Consider the following 20,835-nt stretch of genomic DNA (forward strand, 5'->3'; position numbering starts at 1 on the left):
CTCACCCGACATTTGGACGCGGAAGTGCTTGAATCCTCCCCGTCATCAGACCGCGGACAGAGCCTCCCAACTCCGTTGTCACGATCGCTGGGCAGAAGCTTACTTACAGACACGGATACTCACCACTTGAACACGCAGTCAGCACAAGACGGGTTATCGTCTCGAACGGAAACCACGAAGGGGGCACAAGCCGCGTGAACGATGTTACCGGTGAGTCACATTCGGCCGATCGGCGTCGCCGCAAGGTGCGCAGGCGCCTGTCCGACGAAGAGATCGCAGCTCAGCACACGAAACGCCGCCGCGTCCAGATCGGCTGCGGCGTAGGAGCACTCGCCGTCGTCGGATTTTTCGGGTGGCTGGGATACGAGGGTTTGCAAGCGAAGTCGAATCTGGAGAAAGCCCAGGAATTCGCCATGCAAGCGAAAGACGCTCTCCTGGCAGGAGATACAGAGAAAGCGCGCACGTCGGCAGACGATGCCGATCGATACGCGCAGGACGCCCAGAGTTCGGTCGATTCCCCGCCCTGGCGCGTGGCGGGTGCAGTCCCATTCTTGGGCAGCCCTTTCGATTCCACTCGCCAGATGACCACCATTGTGAGCGGTCTCACAGGAGAGGTTCTTCTGCCCGCCGTCGACGCCGGCAGTGCGGTGTCCCCCGATCAGCTGATCCTCGACGGAGCGCGCATCAACCTTGCAGCCCTCCGGGATGCCGCGCCCGTCCTCGAAAGCACATCCGCGGCGATCACCGACCTCGACAAACAGGCCCAGAACGTCGACAGCACGTGGCTCGGCCTCATCGACGACGCGCGACTCGACCTACAGTCGCAAGTGTCCGAATTGTCTGGCCTGCTGAACAATACGTCACTCGCCGCCCAGATCGCGCCGGCCATGCTGGGTGCGGACGGTCCGCGGAGTTACTTCGTCGGTTTCCAGACGAACGCCGAGGCGCGCGGCACGGGCGGGCTGCTCGGTGGTTTCACAGTCATACGCGCGAACGACGGAGCGATCTCCGTCGACGACGTGACGAGCAACCGCGAATTCAGGTTCGATTACGACCCGATCGACCTCGGCCCCGACTTCCAGCGCGCCTACGGGCACAGCCGTCCTACTCAGGACTTCCGCAACAGCAACGTCAGCCCGCACTTCCCCTACGCGGGCCAGATCTGGCAGTCCATGTGGCAGCAGGAAACCGGCGAACGGGTCGACGGAGCCATCGCGACCGACCCGGTCGCCCTCAGCTATGTACTGGAGGTCGTCGGGGACGTCACCCTCGCCGGCGGCGAGAAGATCACGGCCGACAACGTCGTGGAGCTGACCCAGTCCACCGCGTACTCGCGGTTCGGTGACGACCAGGCCGCCCGAAAGCGATACCTCGAAACCGTCGCCCGTGCCGTCGTGCAGAAGCTGACGGGGAGCATCTCCCGGCCGCAAGCACTTCTGGAAGCACTGGGCCGGGCTGCGGGTGAGCGCCGACTGGCCGTGTGGAGTTCCGCGCCGGAAGAGCAGCAGGTACTCGAGACCACCCCGCTCGGCCATGCCGTTCCCGACGATCCAGCACCGTATGCAGGCGTGGTCGTCAACAACCTCGGCGGTAACAAGCTCGACTACTACCTGCGGCGAGAAATCGAGTACACAGCAGGATCGTGCGAGGGCGAGACCCGCGAATCGAGAGTGACTGTCCGATTGACGAACGAACTTCCGCCCGGAGACTATACAAACTACGTAGCTGGCATGTTCGATAATCCGGTCGGAGCACCGACAGGGACAAACCTCACCGATTTAGCGCTGGTCGCAACTCAGGGTGCGAAATTGAACAAGGTCACCGTCGACGGGAAACCTGAATTCGCATTCGTCAGCGCCGAGCGAGGGCATCCGATGTTCAATGTGCAGGTTCCGATACCGCAAGGCGAGACAGTAGAGGTGTCCTACGAAATCAACGAACCTACAAACGAGGGTATGGCCCGAATTCCTACGCAACCACTCATCAGTTCCCCAAATATTGTGGTAAACGTGCCGAACTGCGGATGACCACTCCACCCTCGCTCCATGATCGCAAGCCTCGCCGAGTCACGCAATCGCTTCCGATTTTAGCTTTCCCGATTAGGCAATGACGAAGAGGTGACGCGGCACCTATGTCGATTTCCTGGGTCATGCAACCGAACCCTGGAGAAATCCACGTCAGGATATCCAATCAGCACCAGTAATCGTTTACGTCATTCACGCGTTGATCTATACAAAACTATTCAAGTCCACCGGAGGTTCAGTAATGAGTTTTAGCAGCGACTTGCGCGCCGACCTGCGACGGAACGAAGACAATTTTGGGAAGATTGCCGTCATTCTATTACGTCTCTCACGCCATCTACCCGGAGCATTGGCCATATTTCCTGACGTACTCATGCGATTGATATGTGGAGCAGAGATTCCGCGTTCGGTGAAGGTTGGTCCTGGCCTCCGTCTCCCACACGGCGGTCGCGGCGTTGTGGTCCACTGGAAGTCCTCGATAGGTGCCGACGTCACCATCTACCATGGCGTGACCCTTGGCGTCAGCGGTCCGAGTCAGGGTGCCCCTGTACTGCGCGACAGGGTGTATGTCGGGACTGGGGCATGCATTCTCGGCGGAGTCACTGTCGAATCCGACGCGAAGATCGGCGCAAATTCCGTCGTTCTAGATGACGTGCCCACCGTCGCCACTGCCGTTGGAGTTCCAGCCAGCGTGAGGACACGCCGCCAAATCTGATTCGCGCTGCCACTACTTGCCCAACCCCTGCACTCCGTTCGAACAGAGACCGTCAACCTCAATAACCGCAGAGTTCGAATCGTAGTCCCCGATTCTCTCCAATGCATCGCATCAACGTAAATGAAGTGGGGCCCCCAAAGCGGCGCGCATCCATCGGTACTGCCCCGTTCGGCGACCGGCAAAAGTGCGCCCGAGCTTCTGCCTACACCAACCCCGCCACCCAAAAGCTCGCCACGGCAGCACCTGTGTCACTTTTACTGGAGCCTTCACACCCGACGGCACAGCGATCGCACGACACTCAGATTGACCTGGCCTCGACCGCAACGCCATTCACCGACAGATCTAATCCCAGACTGCTACGGCCACGCATGCTCAGAACTCGGGGTTCGTGCACGACATCCCACAAGCAGGAGCCGGCCTGGAGCCCGCTCCCGATACAACATAATGAACGGGCTCCAGAGGTGTGTGGTAAATCGAACCTCACTGACAGGCGGGACTAAGACCGCCCGACGCCATAGTACGACCAACCCGCTGACCGCCATACGGAAGGGTCCAAACAATTCCGCCCATCCACAATTACTTTGCGTCGAACCACTCCTTCAATCTCGGACGGAGTCATCTTCCGGAATTCTTCCCATTCCGTTAACACCAAAACTGCGTCCGCTCCCTGACAAACATCTTTCGCGGACAATCCATACCCTAGCGTAGGAAAGATGGCCTTTGAATTGTGGATCGCCTTCGGATCATAAACAGAAACTGCAGCGCCTTGCAGCTGGATCTGGCCAGCAATATTAAGAGCAGGAGAGTCGCGAACATCATCGGAGTTCGGCTTGAAGGCCGCCCCGAGCACCGCAATCCGCTTCCCGAGAAGCGACCCATCACAAATGCGTTTTGTAGTATCGACCATAGTCGTGCGGCGGCGCATGTTGATCGCATCAACCTCGCGCAAGAACGTCAACGCTTGGTCAGCACCCAATTCCCCCGCTCTGGCCATAAAGGCCCGAATGTCTTTCGGCAGACAACCGCCCCCGAACCCGATCCCCGCATTCAGGAATCGTCGTCCGATCCTCTCGTCGTAACCGATCGCATCCGCGAGGGTAGTCACATCAGCGCCAGCTACCTCACAAACCTCTGCAATCGCGTTAATAAACGAGATCTTGGTCGCTAGAAAGGCATTGGCCGCCACTTTGACGAGCTCAGCTGTCGCCAGATCAGTAACAAGAAAGGGGATACCCTCGTCAATGAGGTCCGAGTAGACTTCGCGGGCTACGTCCTCTGCCCGGCCCTCAGCAGCAGGATCCAATCCCAGCACAATTCGGTCAGGATGCAAGGTGTCCTTAACCGCGAACCCCTCCCGGAGAAACTCCGGGTTCCACGCGACTTCCACATCTACGCCATCAGGGGCGAGCTCTCGCGCCAAGGCGCCCAACTGTGCGGCTGTACCCACCGGCACAGTGGACTTTCCAAAAATAACAGTTGGCCTAGTCAGTAATGGCGCGAGTTCCTCGATCACGGCAAACACATAACGCATGTCTGCTCCGAACTCACCCCGCTTCTGGGGCGTGCCCACGCCAAGGAAGTGCACATCCGCGAATTCGGCCGCCTCCGCGTACGAGGAGGTGAATCGCAACCTGCCCGCCTCGATATTTCGCCTCAAAACCTCACTAAGCCCAGGCTCATAAAACGGAACCTCGCCGGACCGTAGCGCCGTTAGCTTGCTCTCATCAACGTCAACGCCCACGACGTCGTGACCCAGTTCAGCCATGCACGCAGCGTGGGTTGCACCCAAATATCCCGTACCAAATACAGCTACCCTAATACCCAAAACCTCAGTCCTTTCTTGCGTACCTGAACCGTTCGTAGATGTAATACTGCTCGATGGAAGTCACCCCAGTGCCGTGATCTATCGCGCCACCGCCCCACGCACGACATCAAGCAACTCCCGCAAGTCCGCACGGACACCCCGCACCATTAAGCAGGCGAGCAAAACATACGATATGGCGAAACCAAGTAGTACCGCGAGTTCAACTATCGCCGGCGCGCGATCCGGAATAAAAGCGCCGCCGACCAGCAGGGTCAGAAATAAACCCGCGGCAGCGCACCCCGGACGGACCGAACTTTTCAAAATCGGCGAGCTAGAGACGCCAGTTCGAGGGACCCCCCGGACCGAATAGACAAGCCAAAGTGCGAAAAATCCGAAGGAACTCCCAATCGCTGTTCCAACTGCACCCCAATTTACACCAATAAATATAGCAGCGATCATCACTAGACGCCCGAAAAGGCTGTACCGCAAATGAAGGTCGACACGTCCGGTGGATAAGAAAATCCAGTAGTAGACGTACGCCAATGCCTGAAAGGCGCCCCCAATCGCTAACAGCCGAAAGATTTCCGGTGCTCGGTCCCACCCCTCCCCGAGGGTCAAATAAAGCAGTGGGTCTGCCGCCCCCGCAGCAAAAGCAAACAATGATAGTAAGATGTAGGACAGCCCCTTTTGAGCTTTAACGATGTACCGCATGTAATCGGTAGCGTCCTCGAGCTTCATGAGCACCGGCAACGCTACACGTGTCATCGGTGCCGCCATCTGTTGCATAGGTATCTTAAACAGCTGGTACGCCCGATCATACACACCCAATTCAAAAGCACCCTGAACACGACCCAAGAGGACTGAGTCAATGTTGGCGCTGGAATAATTCACAAGCTGGGTTGCCATTGTATTTCCACCAAAGGACAGAAGGCTCTTCATTTGCGCGCCTCTTCGCGGAAGACCCGGTAGCCAGCGGACACACCACGCAGCACAAATAAAAGTAACCGCCGCGATACAAACTTGTTGCGCGACCAATGCCCACACGCCATATCCCGAAAAAGCGAGAACTAAGGAAACAGCTAAGGCCACCGCCTGGGCCAAGACATCGCACAGCGCAAGTGCGCTGAAACGCATAGAGCGCGTGAGATCGGCACGGAGCTGCACAGCTACCCCGTTCAATACAAATATCACGGCAAGCACTTGCGTTATGCCAACCAGCTGAGGCTGATCGTAAAAGTTGGCCACCGGCCTCGCCGCGAAGAAGACGATGACGGACAGCACAGCACCGATCGCAGCATTGATCCAAAATAGATTAATGCGTTGAGACTCCCGAAGCTCCTTTGCTTGGATCGCGGCCAGTGAGAGGCCGAAATCCCCAATGACAGTCGCGGCGCCGACAATCGCGAGAATCATCGCCATAACACCGAAATCTGTGGGCGTCAGAACGCGCGCAAGAATCATGATCGACGCGACCTGGATCAGGAACTTTGTCCACTGCCCGCCCAAGGAGATCATCGTTCCGCGGGCAGCGACCTTACCTAGATTCATTACGCGCACCCTTGATCCACAAATCTGTTGGGAACGCGCGTAGTAACGGTTCTGGATCCCAGACGACAGGGGGCTCGCCCCCGAGGTCCACCGCCTCCTTAACGGAAGATGCCGGCCGGAAGGCAGTCCTACCCGTACCCAAATAGTAGTCGGCGTATTTAAACGAATCTTCCACGGAGGATTTAATGAGACGCGCAGGAATGCCAAGCGCCTCGGCAATTATAATGCCATGAAGGGAACTTCCGACCACTCTCTCGCTTTGAGCAATTCGATTAAGGCACACTTCTAATGGAGACCTAGGATCAAGGACCCGTTCGTCATGTTCGATCATAGGTAAATCGTTCAGATTCGGGACAATTGTGATCTTGTGTTTCTTCTGTTTGGAAGCCTCCTCCAGCCAAGGAAAGATAATCGGTGTCAGCAATGCTGGATCGCCATAGGTCTCTTCCACATTCAACCCACGCGATAGCAAGAAATCTCGTGTTAGAGGACCTCTGACCGCGCGCACATCCAACTCACGAAACGTGTATTCGAATTCTTGTATCTTTCCGTTGACTCCTGTCCCCCAAACACAGTCCCCGTCTCGGGCGAGGTGGAGTATCGAGCCAACGGCAAGAAGGCGACGGCGGACACGACTGAATTGCGGACGCCCATCTAATCGCGGACGTAACGCAGACACTATAAGAGGGCCCAAAAGGTCACCGAAATTGTTCACCCTCCGACCGAGACGCACTCTTCTTGAAGTAAACGGGAGACCGACAGGCTGTCGCGGATTCCAATGAACTACAGATACGTTGGGCACTATGCCACCCTCCGATTCCGTGCCTTCTTAGACTTTTCGCCCCGTGCGGAAACATAGCTCAGGAGGCTCTCAATTGCGGCTGTCCATTCGATTCTCGCCCGCTCATCGTGGAGTCGCATTTTTCGTAGCACTTCTTGTGAATCACTGTTCGAAGTTCTAGTAACACACTGAACCAGATTCTTTGCCGTAGCGGGATTAGCCAGTCTGTTTGGGCCGATTAGTTCCTCTAACCCGTCATTGTGGTATGCAACCACGGGGAGACCTACTGACATCGCCATTAAAATGGTGCCGGATGCAGTGACATTTGAGTAAGGCGCGATCAGAACCGTCGATCCGTCAATGGCATCTCTCATGTCCTGGTTCGAAATGTGTCCATCTGCTCCGTACAGCACTTCAATATTAGGGGCCTCTGTTAAGGTGGATTCCTGAACTACAGTGAGGCGGCCGATTGCACAACGGAGCGAGTAGCCCTCCGCTGCTAGCTCGTGCGCGATTTCAGGAAGCTGATCGAAACCTTTATCCGGCCTTGCACTGCCAAGAAACAACGCCACGTTATGCGCGCGTTCGTCTACTTCTGCCCTCGTTGTGGCGTCGGCCCAAGCAAAGTAGGCAGGGTGAGCTGCAACGACTACATTTCGGTACGACCGGAGGCCGCGGGCAAGATCCTCGTCGTGCACAATTAGCACGGTCGCATTCCGGCGAATCATTGCGATTTCCGGCTGTGTTTCTATCTCGTCGCGGCCCTTCACCGGATTATGCACGACTATTGCGGTGCGGCAGCGCATTAGTTGAAGAAGCCTTATCGCCTTCTTCTCAATCGATGTGTTCATCCAGGTGACTACGACGGGCCGTCGAGACAGGGCCGCCGCAGCGCAAAATATGGCAACACCCAGTGCATATTGGATCGCTGTGCACAAATCCCGCCTCCCCGCCGCTGGCGCGGGCAACACGTTCACGTCACGTACAGAAGGGCTGCTGACGTCGCCACCGCGACGCGCGAATCGATACACGCTGAACCTACTGCTCAGGGCTCGCGCTACTTCTGCTCCGTAGCAGTTAAACGGATTCGGATCCCAGACTAAGACTGACTCATTAGCTCGCATCTCGACTCTTCTCTGAACGTCTTTGCCAACGCGCGGTTTGGAGTTTGAAGAATTCGAACATGCCCATTCCCGCTACAAGTATTGCGCCAAAGTTGGGTAAAGCCCGAGGATGCAGCCGAACTGCGGATCGAAGACCTTCTATATCGCCGGCCGCCAAAGAGGATCGCACAATTTGCGTGAGTACGAAATCGGCTTTTGCTCGTTGACCCCAACGGGCATCGAACTTTAATAGGAAGTGTGCGCTTGCGGCCCACTTTCGGCTTGCAGACACCGAGTTTTCACTTGCTTGCTGGACGTTCACGAGAGGAAGGGGAACATACGTGAATCGCGAGCATTCGACGTCGACAAGCCGTATTACAAAGTCCCAGTCCTGGTGCTTCTTGAGCGACTCGTCCCATTGGACCTTAGTAGCAAGTTGCCTATCGATCAGCAACGAGCTTGATTGTATGTAGCCATCGCCGTGTCGTATACCCGGTCGCGCTACCAGATAGTCGCCGACAAATTCACCACCCTGATATGGACGCCTCGGAATAATTCTCACTTTGGAGTCCTGGTGAAACCGAGTGGCCGTCCATGAAACGGTTGCGCCCGTCCGATTGCATGCGTCGACCTGCGATTCAATCTTCTCAGGCTCCCACCAGTCATCGTCGTCGAGGAACGCGACGTATTGGCCTGTTGCATGTGCAAGTCCTATATTGCGTGCGACGGCACCGCCGCGGCCGCCGCCGGTCGATATAGCCCGCTCGTTCTCCCTGAGAAAACGTCTAGTATCGGGGGATACTTCAGGCTTGTCTACAATTACGAGCACCTCATGACACGGCAATGTTTGTGCGCGCACGCTTTCCAGAGCTCGATAGAGCTCGCTTCGTTCAAGGGTTGGGATCACGACAGTTATAGTTGACTCCACCTTAAATCACCTTCGTTTCGTCGCGAACGCGTTGCCGATACCGCATTGTGGAAGGGATTAGCCTGAACGGCTCGATCAGGTACCGTGCGTAAAGTCGTCGTGGATCTGAAAGGAGCCGCCAAATCCACTCAATCCCATACTTGCCCGTCCAACGCGGTGCAAGTTTTTGATGCCCCGATATTTGGTCTATCGCGCCCCCTACAGACGCATATGTTGCAGACGGCAGTCGGTCCCAATATTTCAGGATGAAGCTCTCCTGTTTCGGCATGCCTAAGCCGATGAGTACCAAGTCTGGAGAGAACTCATTGAGATCTGCGAAATCCGTTCTAGTCAAGTGCTGCAGCTGGGCGTATCCATCCCATCCTCGCACCTGAAATGTCGGATACTTTCTCTCTAGCGCTGCCACGGCCGCGTCATTGGATCCCGCACTAGCCCCGATCAGTGCGAGCCGGGTCTCGTGGGGTAGTCCATGGAGGCCGAGTAGCCAATCGGTTGAACCACACCTCACGTTGCGTGAGAACGTCCCGTACCCGGCCAGTCTGCGCTCCAGATTGAGTACGAGTAGCACCGGCAGTCCATCGATAATAACTTTGTCTGCCAGGGCATACACTTCGCGGAACTCTCGATTCTTGGTGAATAAATATGTGCTGTGAAGGTTGTGGTTCAGTAGCAGGCGTTTTGAGGTTGCGTCACTCGCGATCCATGTGGCTACTTCGGCAGGCGACATCGGATCGATACGCATGTGCCAGAGGTTTATTTTAGTCATGTCTCACCCTTTATTTTTCCTGGGGGATTCGGATGCAACAGGATCGGCGAAGGAGACCGTCGCCGCTGCTGCCGCTGCGATCCAATATAGGAGTGAGACCGACCCGCTACTGAAGTGCGAATGAAATGTAGAGACAAATATAATTCCGAGTCCTGCAATAACCAGTGGCCTGTATTCGGCGCCCGGAAGCTTGGCATTGGCGTGTTTCATCAACTTCCAGGCGAATACAAGGAGGGCGAGCTGGATAATTGCCAAGGGGATTCCTTGGGCGATTGCGGTACGCATCCATTCGGATTCAGGCGAAGGCCAGAATATTTGGCTAGGTGCATTTCCAGTAGAAATTCGGTTGTATACGTTCACCCCCCAGCCCATGACGGGTTTATCGAGGATCGCAGGTATGGTTTCACGTTCCCAAATTCCGATTCGGTACTGTACGGATTCCGGGAGTATCGAGTTTGACTGGTTCGCGGGAGCGTTGAGTTGTTGGTCTAGGCGGTGGGTCAGCTGGGCATTAAACAGGATATATCCCGTTCCTGCGGTGATAGCGCCCACGATTATGTGCGAAACCTTCAGGTGCATCTGTACAGCGGTCGCGACAACAATGATGACCGAAACAGCAATTGGCGCGAAGGTCACTGTGGCGAGCTGGGCGACGAACATGATGGTTATCGCAAGGCTTATCCACCTGTACGGTTCAGAATTACGCGCCCTCCACAGCATCAGGGCACAGGCTGCGGCTATCGTCATCGTTAGATACCCGGACAAGGCGGTCCAATGCCCGATCGTACTTGTAGCTCGCAGCGGCCAACCGAGTTCGAGCCTGCGCTCAAGCCCGGCGCTGTCTGTTACACCGACCAGGAGGCTGTTGTATGTTCGGCCGGCGACAAGTTGCAAGGCCCCGATGACCGCTACCGGCACGGCAACGATTACCACTCCTCGCAGGATCGTGAAAATATCCTCAATGCGTTGAACAGAGAGACGCACAGCTCCGTACGCAAATAAGGCAGTGAGGTGAGTAACGACCGAAGACCATGAAAAGCCGATACTGAGGAAACTTGAGTTTGCGAATTCGATAATAATCGAGAGTACGACGAATGCTATAAACCCGATATCAAGGGTCGCGACCCGTGTACGCAACAGAGCCCCCCTGGGCTTGCTTAGTACCGCAAGGGAAAGTGCGAGCACTGAGAACAGGAGCGCCGGGTTCAGGGTTCGCGGAAGGTACGGCAGTACTAGCCCGACGCAGGCTGCTGCGATACCGAGGATCGTGCCGACGACGATTGGCGACCGTGTCGCCGTCGGCGCGCGTCGTATGCTCGTGGCGATCGGAACTCGGATTTCAGTCGTCAAAGTCGTCGTCCTTCTTTCCGGAAGAAGTCTTTGCTCGACATTCTTCGTTGAGTCGGTTTCGCTCTACGAGTAGTTGATTCGGCAAGAATTCTCTGCATTGCTCGAACAACGCTTCCTAGTCAGACAATGGGGGAGGCTCGCGCATTGAGGGTCCTTCGACCGGGGCATGGTGCGTGCTGCTTACCAAGAATGACGGCGTGGAACAGATCCGCCTTAACGCCAGTCGATGTGCCCCTTATCTGGTCATATGTGCGGCCGTAATGGGGGGTTCCGAACTGTGAAGCACTCAACACGTGCCGTCGCTGGCGAGGGCCGCCTTGACCGTCTTCCCGATGATCAACACATCCGACACCATCGACCAGTTCTCCACATACGACAGATCCAGCCGCACCGACTCGTCCCACGACAAATCCGACCGGCCACTGACCTGCCACAACCCCGTCACCCCCGGACGCACCAGAAGCCGGCGCTTGACCCGACCGTCATAGGCCTCCACCTCACGCCGCAACGGCGGACGCGGACCCACCACACTCATCTCCCCACGAACGACGTTGAGGAACTGCGGGAGTTCGTCGATACTGAACCGCCGCATCACCTTGCCGATCCGAGTGACCCGCGGATCGTCCTTCATCTTGAACAACGGGCCGGCGCCCTCGTTCTGCGCCAGCAACGTGTCCACCAACTTGTCGGCGTCGGTGACCATCGACCGGAACTTGACCATCCCGAACGGAGTTCCGTCGAGACCGATGCGCTCGGCCTTGTAGAAGACCGGACCCCGATCCTCGAGCTTGATCAGCACCGCGATCACCGCGAACACCGGCGCCAGCACCACCAACGCCGCACCGGCGAACACCAGATCGAAGATCCGCTTCCCCGACCGCTTCGCCCCGTGATAGCTCGGCTTCTCCACATGGATCAACGGCAACCCCGCCACCGGACACATCTCGATCCGCGGAGCAGCCACATCCACCACCCCGGCAACGGCGGCGTCGGCGCACGCAGGTTGCCTCACGCTGCCNGCGGCAGACCCGCCACCGGACGCATCTCGATCCGCGGCGCAGCCACATCCACCACCCCGGTCGCGACCACCAGATCGGTGTCGAGCGGTTCGAGCTGCCACACCAGATCGTGCAGGCCCTCACTACCGAGGGTTTCCGTCGCGGTCACCACCACCGTGTCGGCCTGCGAAAGCTTCAGGGCTTCGACCACCGAATGCTCATCGCCGTAGATCGTGATGTGCCGGCCGTCGACGTCGATCACCTCACCCGGCGCACCCGAATACCGCGGCACGCACACGCCGACCACGCGATAACCCTCCCCGTCCTTGCGGGAGAAGGTGCGCGTCATATGCCGCACCGCCTGCGCACCACCGACCACCAGCACCGACGTCTGGAACTCCCCACGATCACGCTTGCGCGCCACCACCTTCCGCCACGCCCACCGCGTCAGCAGCAAACCCGCCAACCCGGCAGGCAGAGCGATAGCGAGGAAGCCACGGGCGATCTTCTGATCGGCGACGAGCGCGATGATCGCGATCGCACCGAACATCCCGAGCGTGGCGGAGATGACCCGCTGATACTCGTCGTATCCCGATCCGATCACCCGGCGCGAACGGGTGCGGAACACGCTCAGGGCGATCAGCCACGCAACGATGAGTGTCGCGGACGCCAACGAGTACTCCAGATCTGCGCCCTCCCCGGCGAGCAGGAGATCCTCGTAGCCGAACCGCACCCATTGGGCCAGCAGCACAGACAGCACGACGACGAGCACGTCCGTGACATGCAGCCTCTTCACATACGCGTTCTGCCATGTCCAGCGGTTGAGCCCGGTGCCGGACGACGCAGCCGCGGACGCGCGCACATGCGCGCGCCGCGGTGCGCCGGACGGGTCGACCCCACGATCGTCGACCGTCGTCATCCCACAGTCCTCCCCATATGTGTGTCTCCTCCCCGAGACAGAAATCGTCCTCCGTCGAGCAGGGGCCAGCGCTGGAACCCTGCTCGACGAAGCATCACCGAAGTTATCCCTGATGAATAACCGAGCGTTACGTGTGAATCGACGTTTCTTTACGGATCAATAGGCGGACACGATTGCCGAAGAGAGGTCCGTCACCCCGGCTGCGATCTCGTATTACATTGAACAGATACAGGTTTCGCCCACTTCTCCCGACAACCCGGTTGATCACATCCGAACGGTGCATGTGTCGAGCATCACATCGAAGAATGTGTGCAACAGACCTGCCTTCAATGGCTCTTTACCCGAACTGGACGAAACACCAACTCCTGCCGGGATATCCCTCCACCCTTCCGTATACGCACACACCGCCCCACCGGTATTCCCGTCCCGAACCCTTGCCCCACCCATCGACGCAGAGCGTCCGACCCTTCCCCCGCCAGGGAAAGATAGGCTTCGATATTCGTAAGCGTGAGCCTCGAGGAGAACAGTTGAGCACCCTGCAGACCCTGGATCGCGGCCTCCGCGCACTGGACATCGTGTCCCAGCGGCCGGGGGGAATCTCGATCGCAGAGCTCGCGGCGGAACTGGAGATTGCTCGCGCCATCGGCTACCGGATCGTGGCAACGCTCGAGGCGCATTCACTCGTGGCACGAACCGACGACGGCCGGATAAGGCTGGCCGCAGGAGCGGCGCTGCTCGGTTCCCGATTCCGGCCCCGGCTGCGCGAAGTGGCCCAGCCGCTACTGCGCGATCTGGCCCAGCAGACGTCGGCCACCGCCTTCCTGTCGACACTCGAAGGCGACGAGTGCGTGGTGATCGCAGTGGCCGAACCGGATTCGGGGATCCTTCGGGTGAGCTATCGATTGGGCACCCGTCACCCCGTGTCACGCGGAGCCGCGGGAATCGCCATCCTTGCCGGCCGCCCGGCATCCGACACCGATACCGAGGCGATCCGCCGGGCGCGAGAGGACGGCTTCAGCATCACCGCCGGCGAACTCGAACACGGTGCCGTGGGGGTCGCGGCGAGCGTGCGTACACCGATCGACCAGGAGGGCGTGGGGTTCGAGTCGAGCGTGGGTGTCGTGGCGATCGAAGGACTCGATACCGAGGTCGCGGCCGCTGCGGTCGTGGCAACTGCCGCCCGGATCAACGCCTTGCTCGAGACCTGACCCTCAGGCTCACCGCCGACCCCGAGGACGCTCGCCGAGAGCGTCCTTTTTTGCGCTTCCGGAGCCGAGTTCCGACCGGGGATTGACTCGATGTGTGATCGTCATTACTGTACGGATGTGCGTTCAACGAACACATATGTTCGTTATTAGTAAACATGCAGTTCGTAGCTTGGAGAGACCATGACGAGTCAGTCGGGCGGCACCGTCCTCGAAACCCCGCGATCGACCCCGAGTCGATGCCCTGTCGACCACACCGCGCTCACCTCCCCTACCGGCTGCCCCGTCTCCCCGCGCGCCGCGGCGTTCGATCCGTTCACCGGCCCGTACCAGGTGGACCCGGCCGCATCCCTGCGCTGGTCGCGAGACGAAGAGCCCGTCTTCTACAGTCCCGAACTCGACTACTGGGTGGTCACGCGCTACGAGGACGTCAAAGCCGTCTTCCGCGACAACCAGTTGTTCTCCCCCGCCATCGCGCTCGAGAAGATCACCCCCACCTCGGACGAGGCGAACGCCGTTCTGGCCCGCTACGGCTATGCCATGAACCGCACTCTCGTCAACGAGGACGAACCGGCACACATGCCGCGGCGCCGCGCACTGATGGAGCCCTTCACTCCCGCCGCACTCGCCCACCACGAGCCGATGGTGCGCCGGTTGACCCGCGAGTACGTCGACCGCTTCATCGACTCCGGGCACGTCGACCTCGTCGACGAGATGCTCTGGGAGGTCCCGCTGACCGTTGCCCTGCACTTCCTCGGTGTCCCCGAGGAAGACATGGACACCCTGCGCGAGTACTCGATCGCACACACCGTCAACACGTGGGGACGTCCCGCTCCCGAGCAGCAGGTCGCCGTCGCCGAGGCCGTCGGCAAGTTCTGGCAGTTCGCCGGCACCGTCCTGGACAAGATGCGCAAGGATCCCAGCGGGCACGGCTGGATGCGCTTCGGCATCCGCGTGCAGCAGGAACAGCCGGATGTCGTCACCGACTCCTATCTGCACTCGATGATGATGGCCGGCATCGTCGCCGCGCACGAGACCACCGCCAACGCCTCCGCGAACGCCGTGCGGTTGCTCCTCGAGCACCGCGACGTCTGGGAGGAGATCTGCGCCGACCCGAGCCTGATTCCCAACGCCGTCGAAGAGTGCCTACGGCATTCCGGATCCGTCGCCGCGTGGCGCCGCCTCGTCACCGCGGACACCACCATCAACGGAGTCGAGATCCCCGCCGGGGCGAAACTTCTGATCGTCAACTCCTCCGCCAATCACGACGAACGCCACTTCGACGAGGCCGACGACTTCGACATCCGGCGCGACAACGCCAGCGATCACCTCACCTTCGGCTACGGCAGTCACCAGTGCATGGGAAAGAATCTCGCGCGCATGGAGATCCAGATCTTCCTCGAAGAACTGACGCGGCGGCTGCCCCACATGGAACTGGTGCCCGACCAGGAATTCACCTATCTTCCCAACACCTCGTTCCGCGGACCCGACCACGTCTGGGTTCGCTGGGATCCGTCGCGCAACCCCGAACGGACCGATCCGGCGGTGCTGTCCCGGCAGCAGCCGGTCAAGATCGGCGAACCGTCCCGGAACACGATCGCGCGCACGATGGAAGTCTCCGAACTCGACCACATCGCCGACGACATCCTGCTGATCGCTCTGCGCGACACCTCCGGGCGACCACTGCCGAAATGGTCGGCAGGTTCGCACATCGACGTCGACTGCGGTGCCGTCTCGCGGCAGTACTCGCTGTGCGGTGACCCGGAGGATCGCACCACCTTCCGGATCGCAGTCCTCCACGACCGGGACAGCCGGGGTGGATCCCGTTGGCTCCACACGGAACTCGCCGTAGGAGACACCCTCCGCGTGCGGGGCCCACGCAATCACTTCAAACTCGATCCCGACGCGACGCGGTACGTCTTCGTCGCCGGCGGCATCGGGATCACCCCGGTGATCGCGATGGCCGATCAGGTGAAGGCTGCGGGAGGCGACTACGAGATCCACTACGCCGGACGCTCGCGCAGCTCCATGGCCTTCCTCGACCGTCTCGCCCAGGACCACGGCGACCACGTCCGGATCTATCCCGGCGACGAAGGCATCCGGATGGACCTTCCTTCCCTGTTCGCCGTCCCGGAAGAGGGAACGCAGGTGTACTCGTGCGGTCCCGAGCGTCTGCTCTCCGCACTGGGTGACGCCACAGCCCACTGGCCCGACGACACCCTGCACGTCGAGCACTTCTCCTCCACGCTCGAAGAACTGGATCCTTCCAAGGAGCACGGCTTCGACGTGGTGCTGAAGGATTCCGGCATCACCGTCCCGGTCGCCGCCGACCAGACGGTGCTCCAGGCGCTGCGAGCCGCCAACATCGACGCGCAGAGCGACTGCGAGGAAGGCATCTGCGGCGCCTGCGAGGTGACCGTCCTCGACGGCGAGGTCGACCATCGCGACCTGGTCCTCACCAAGGCCGAGCGCGCCGCCGGAAAAACCATGATGACCTGCTGCTCCCGAGCCTGTGGCAGCGCATTGACCCTCCAGCTGTGATTCACGGCTGTACTCGACCCTGATCCGAAAGGCACGACATGACCACCATCGAGCAGTCGGGCACGCCGTCGGTTCCACCGGCCGCCGGCGTCCCGACCACGCGGACCCCGTTCAAGCGGGTTCTGGCCGGGAGCATGGCCGGCGCAGTCCTCGAGTGGTACGACTTCGCGATCTATGGCATCCTCGCCGCGACCGTCCTCGGCCCACTGTTCTTCCCCAGCGGTAACGCCGTCGCCTCCTTGCTGATGGCGCTCGCCACACAGGGACTCGGGTTCGTCGCCCGCCCCCTCGGCGGCATCGTCTTCGGTCATCTCGGCGACAAGTTCGGGCGCAAACCCATCCTGGTGGCGACGTTCCTGATGCTCGGAGGCGCAACCGCCGCGATCGGCCTGCTGCCGACCTACGGGCAGATCGGCATCTGGGCGACCGTCGCACTGGTGGTGCTGCGCATGATCCAGGGCTTCGCTCTCGGTGGCGAGTTCGGCGCCGCAGTGATCCTGGTCAGCGAATACGGTGAACCCAAGCGTCGCGGCTTCTGGGCGGCGTGGCCGCAGGCCGGCGCACCGGCCGGTACCGTCCTGGCCACCGCCACGGTCGGCATTCTCGCGGTCGTCTTCCCCGGGGACGCATTCGACGAATGGGGTTGGCGCATAGCTTTCCTCCTCGCAGTGCCGCTGCTCGTCATCGGCTTCCTGATCCGCCGAGGTGTCGAGGAATCCCCGGTCTATCAAGCCGCGCAGGTGAAGGCCGAAGCCGCCGCCGGACAGGCCTCGGCTGCCAAGGAGTCGTCCAGCATCATCGCAGCGCTGCGCACGCCGCGCCCGCTGCTCCACGGCCTCGGCATGCGCCTGGGCGAGAACATCGCGTTCTACGTCTACACCATCTTCGTCATCGCGTACGCCACGACCTATTTCGACTACACGCGCGGTGCGATCGTCACCACCGTCGCCTTCGCGTCGGTCTGCCAGTTCCTCGGAATGATCGGTGGCGGTTGGTGGTCCGACCGGGTGGGACGCAAGATCGCCATGCTCGTCCCCGCTGTCTCGCTCGTCGTCTGGGCCCCGATCTTCTTCGGCCTGGTACACACCGAGAACATGATCGCGCTCGGCGTGGGCGTCTGCGTCGGCGCACTGCTGCACGGCATGCTTGCGGGTCCCGAGGCTGCGTGGATCACGGAGCTGTTCCCCACCAAGCACCGCTTTGCCGGTTCGTCGCTGGTCTTCCAGGGCTCCTCGATCATCGCCGGCGCTCCGGCCCCGTTCATCGCGGTGTGGCTGGTCGACCGTTTCAGCGCCACCGCGGTCATCCTCTACCTCGTGATCACTATGGCCGTCACCGTGATCGCCGTGGCCACCAGCCGCGAAACCAAGGGTGTGGATCTCGACAAGCTCGAGAAGCTCTACTGACAGCACCGTGAATCACGCCCTACCCGAGGCCGTCACAGGCCCCGGGTAGGGCGTGACGCGTTCGAAGGGTACGTCGTGTTCCGATCGCGGATCGGTGCGCGCAGCAACCCTTCCCACGCGTCGACCAGACCGGTCAACTCGGCACGGCCGGGCTTCGTACCCGCCCGGTCGTAGCGCGCCAGGGTCCGCAGCATGCTGTCGTAGACCATCATGATGCGCTGACGCCGAACACTGTCCGGCACATGACCGATCGCGGCGTACAGCACGTCGTCGATGGCGAATGCGCTCGCACTGCCTGCCGGATCCGCCGCGTGGAACGCATTGCCGAGCAGGTCTGTTTCGACCAGCCGATCCAGCAGTGCCACATAGTGATTGTTGCCGTGCAGGGTGTCGGCGAGCGGTTGCACGAGACACCACAACGCATCTCGAGCATTCGCGTCGCCTTCACCCAGATTCTCGCGCATCATCGCCTCCCGCCTCGCATTGACGGCCGGGAGTCGATGCTCGAGGATCGCGCGGAGCAGGTTCTCCTTCGACCCGAAGTAGTAGCCCACCACCGACGCATTGCGCTGACCCGCCGCGGTACGGATGTCGGCGACTGTGACTGCCTCGTACCCGCGCTCTGCGAACAACCGCTCGGCCACCTCGATCAGGAGGGTGCGGGTTTCCTGGCCGGCATCGGAACGGTTCCGTCGGGCGGTCATGGCCGGAGAGCCTAGCGATGGTGGAGATGTCGGCACCAGCCCCTGAAGGGCAGGGATGCGCCCCATATACAGCGATAGGTGGGGGCTGTAAACCCCTGCACGCAGGTTGATCCGATGGGTACATCGATTAATAGCGGGCTATTAGCGTTCCGCCTCGACCGCGACAGCCCGAACCCGAGGACGACCCCCGTGACGACACTCGAACAGCCCACCCTCACGATCCTGCCCGTCGCCGGGAAGATCGGCGCCGAAGTGCACGGCCTGGATGTGTCCGCTCTGACGGACGCCGAGTTCGACGCCGTCCGGGACGCGCTCTACCGCTACGGCGTGCTGTTCTTTCCCGGTCAGGGGCTCGATCCGGCCACCCACCGGGTGTTCGCACAGCGCTTCGGCGAGGTCGTGTATCCGCACGAGCACCTGGCGAACCTCGGAGACGCGGGATACCGCGAGATCAGCGTCATCGGCACCGAGAACGGCAGTGCCTACCAGGCGAATCGCTGGCATTGCGATGTCTCGTGGCGCGATACCCCGTCGCGGTTCAGCGTCCTGCACATGCAGATCCTGCCCGAGGTCGGCGGCGACACGATGTGGTCGAATCAGTACGCCGCGCTCGACGCCGTGTCGGCACCGCTGCGCGAGTTCCTCTACGGCCTCACGGCCACGCACCGCATCCACCCCACCGCCGAACACGTACAGGCACGCCATCCGCTGGTGATCCGGCATCCCGTCACCGGCGCCGAGGCTCTGTTCGTCAACGACCTGTTCACCCACCACATCGACGGCCTGACCGCCGAGGAGAGCGCTGCCCTGCTCGGCCTGCTGAAGGCGGTGTCGATCCGGCCCGAATTCACCGTCCGCCGTCGCTGGCAGGTGGGCGACATCGCCGTCTGGGACAACCACTTCGTCCAGCACAACGCCATCTACGACTACGGCGACGACGCGCGACGCATCCACCGCATCGAGGTCGGGCCCGAAGCACCCGTTCCCGCCCGCTGACTCGACCACCACATCCACGAGCAAGGAGACTTCGTGACCATCACAGACGTTCGGCCCGGCACCGCATCCGAGATCTATGCCGCCGGCGGCATCACCGTCACCAAACTGGGTGAGAACATCGGCGCGCTCGTCGACGGCGTCCATGTCTCCGGAGACATCTCGGCCGAGACGGCCTACGCCATCCGCTACGCGCTCGCCGCCAACAAGGTGATCGTCTTCCGCGGCCAGCACCACCTCGACGACAACATCCAGTACCACTTCGCCTCCACGCTCGGCACGCCCACGACGACGCACCCCACGCTGACCTCCGAGGACAACCGCACCCTCGTCATCGAAGGCGCCGCGAACAGCTGGCACACCGACGTCACCTTCATCGACCGCATCCCCAAGGCGTCGATCCTGCGTGCCGTGGAGATCCCGCCGTACGGCGGCGCCACCACGTGGGCATCCACCACCGCCGCGTACGCGCAGTTGCCCGCCCCGCTGAAGGCACTCGTCGACAATCTCTGGGCGGTGCACAGCAACGAGTACGACTACGCCGGCGTGCACGCCGACAACCGGGGTCTCGCCGCCAAGGCCGGCGAGACCATGCAGAACTTCACCCGCCTGAGCTTCGAGACCGAGCATCCCGTGGTGCGGGTGCATCCCGAGACCGGCGAGAAGTCGCTGCTCCTCGGACATTTCGTGAAGAACTTCGTCGGCCTGAAGTCCTCGGAGTCGGCCGCGCTCTACCAGTTGCTGCAGGACCGCATCATCCGTCTGGAGAACACCCTGCGCTGGGCCTGGACCCCGGGCGATCTGGTCATCTGGGACAACCGCGCCACCCAGCACTACGGCATCGCCGACTTCGGTGACCACAAGCGCAGCGTCCACCGCGTGACGCTCGCCGGCGACCTGCCCGTCTCCGTCGACGGCGCCACCAGCCGTATCCGCACCGGCGACGCCTCGCACTTCTCCGTCGTCGACACCCCCGACCGCTTCCCCGGCTTCGATTCCTGATCCGGCATCCCGCACTGCGGCGCCGGTCGTCCACCCGGACGACCGGCGCCG

Annotated in this window: 14 protein-coding genes and 1 pseudogene; 6 read left to right on the top strand and 9 right to left on the bottom strand. The window is 60.7% G+C overall.

What is annotated here, in order from left to right:
* The first annotated feature begins 194 nt into the window (after window positions 1-194).
* On the top strand, window positions 195-2,027 hold the full coding sequence (locus tag MOM01_RS07710; protein WP_241384819.1) for a DUF4012 domain-containing protein: 1,833 nt from the start codon (window positions 195-197) through the stop codon (window positions 2,025-2,027).
* A 1,205-nt stretch (window positions 2,028-3,232) separates the two neighbouring features.
* Here the strand turns inward: MOM01_RS07710 and MOM01_RS07715 are convergent.
* From MOM01_RS07715 to MOM01_RS23415, 8 genes and pseudogenes are all read right to left on the bottom strand, one after another.
* Window positions 3,233-4,561: a UDP-glucose dehydrogenase family protein gene (locus MOM01_RS07715; RefSeq protein ID WP_241384820.1), complete on the bottom strand. Its 1,329-nt coding sequence runs from the start codon at window positions 4,559-4,561 to the stop codon at window positions 3,233-3,235.
* 78 nt (window positions 4,562-4,639) lie between these two features.
* A complete protein-coding gene (locus MOM01_RS07720) occupies window positions 4,640-6,088 on the bottom strand; it encodes a lipopolysaccharide biosynthesis protein (protein WP_241384821.1) in 1,449 nt (482 codons plus the stop codon).
* Window positions 6,075-6,890, bottom strand: a complete 816-nt coding sequence (locus MOM01_RS23400; RefSeq protein WP_374112277.1) for a polysaccharide pyruvyl transferase family protein — start codon at window positions 6,888-6,890, stop codon at window positions 6,075-6,077. The genes MOM01_RS07720 and MOM01_RS23400 overlap by 14 nt, the downstream gene beginning before the upstream one ends.
* Window positions 6,890-7,720: a glycosyltransferase gene (locus tag MOM01_RS07725; RefSeq protein WP_241384822.1), complete on the bottom strand. Its 831-nt coding sequence runs from the start codon at window positions 7,718-7,720 to the stop codon at window positions 6,890-6,892. Before MOM01_RS07725 ends, MOM01_RS23400 begins: the two co-directional genes overlap by 1 nt.
* Before the next feature lie 262 nt (window positions 7,721-7,982).
* Window positions 7,983-8,900 (bottom strand): glycosyltransferase family 2 protein, encoded by a 918-nt coding sequence (locus MOM01_RS23405; RefSeq protein ID WP_374112278.1) that lies wholly within the window; start codon window positions 8,898-8,900, stop codon window positions 7,983-7,985.
* A 1-nt stretch (window position 8,901) separates the two neighbouring features.
* Window positions 8,902-9,666, bottom strand: a complete 765-nt coding sequence (locus MOM01_RS23410) for a WecB/TagA/CpsF family glycosyltransferase (protein WP_374112279.1) — start codon at window positions 9,664-9,666, stop codon at window positions 8,902-8,904.
* 3 nt (window positions 9,667-9,669) lie between these two features.
* Complete coding sequence (locus MOM01_RS07730; protein ID WP_241384823.1) at window positions 9,670-11,016, bottom strand: O-antigen ligase family protein; 1,347 nt, start codon at window positions 11,014-11,016, stop codon at window positions 9,670-9,672.
* A 286-nt stretch (window positions 11,017-11,302) separates the two neighbouring features.
* Window positions 11,303-12,933, bottom strand: a pseudogene (locus MOM01_RS23415) (sugar transferase).
* Between the two features lie 527 nt (window positions 12,934-13,460).
* Between MOM01_RS23415 and MOM01_RS07745 the strand changes: the two are divergent.
* From MOM01_RS07745 to MOM01_RS07755, 3 genes are all read left to right on the top strand, one after another.
* Window positions 13,461-14,141: an IclR family transcriptional regulator gene (locus MOM01_RS07745; protein ID WP_241384824.1), complete on the top strand. Its 681-nt coding sequence runs from the start codon at window positions 13,461-13,463 to the stop codon at window positions 14,139-14,141.
* A gap of 180 nt (window positions 14,142-14,321) precedes the next feature.
* On the top strand, window positions 14,322-16,679 hold the full coding sequence (locus tag MOM01_RS07750; RefSeq protein ID WP_241384825.1) for a cytochrome P450/oxidoreductase: 2,358 nt from the start codon (window positions 14,322-14,324) through the stop codon (window positions 16,677-16,679).
* 38 nt (window positions 16,680-16,717) lie between these two features.
* Complete coding sequence (locus tag MOM01_RS07755) at window positions 16,718-18,085, top strand: MFS transporter (protein WP_241384826.1); 1,368 nt, start codon at window positions 16,718-16,720, stop codon at window positions 18,083-18,085.
* A 32-nt stretch (window positions 18,086-18,117) separates the two neighbouring features.
* Here the strand turns inward: MOM01_RS07755 and MOM01_RS07760 are convergent, their stop codons facing one another.
* The gene (locus MOM01_RS07760; protein WP_241384827.1) at window positions 18,118-18,789 is read right to left on the bottom strand and encodes a TetR/AcrR family transcriptional regulator; all 672 of its coding nucleotides are present in this window, start codon (window positions 18,787-18,789) and stop codon (window positions 18,118-18,120) included.
* Window positions 18,790-18,978: 189 nt separating this feature from the next.
* On the opposite strand from MOM01_RS07760, the gene MOM01_RS07765 reads away from it, so the two are divergent.
* Together MOM01_RS07765 and MOM01_RS07770 are read left to right on the top strand one after the other, a co-directional pair.
* The gene (locus MOM01_RS07765) at window positions 18,979-19,785 is read left to right on the top strand and encodes a TauD/TfdA dioxygenase family protein (protein ID WP_241384828.1); all 807 of its coding nucleotides are present in this window, start codon (window positions 18,979-18,981) and stop codon (window positions 19,783-19,785) included.
* 33 nt (window positions 19,786-19,818) lie between these two features.
* Window positions 19,819-20,784, top strand: a complete 966-nt coding sequence (locus tag MOM01_RS07770) for a TauD/TfdA dioxygenase family protein (protein WP_241384829.1) — start codon at window positions 19,819-19,821, stop codon at window positions 20,782-20,784.
* Window positions 20,785-20,835 lie beyond the last annotated feature (51 nt).

The organism is Rhodococcus sp. CH91 (assembly GCF_022554085.1).
In the GTDB taxonomy this organism is placed as follows: Bacteria; Actinomycetota; Actinomycetes; order Mycobacteriales; family Mycobacteriaceae; genus Rhodococcus.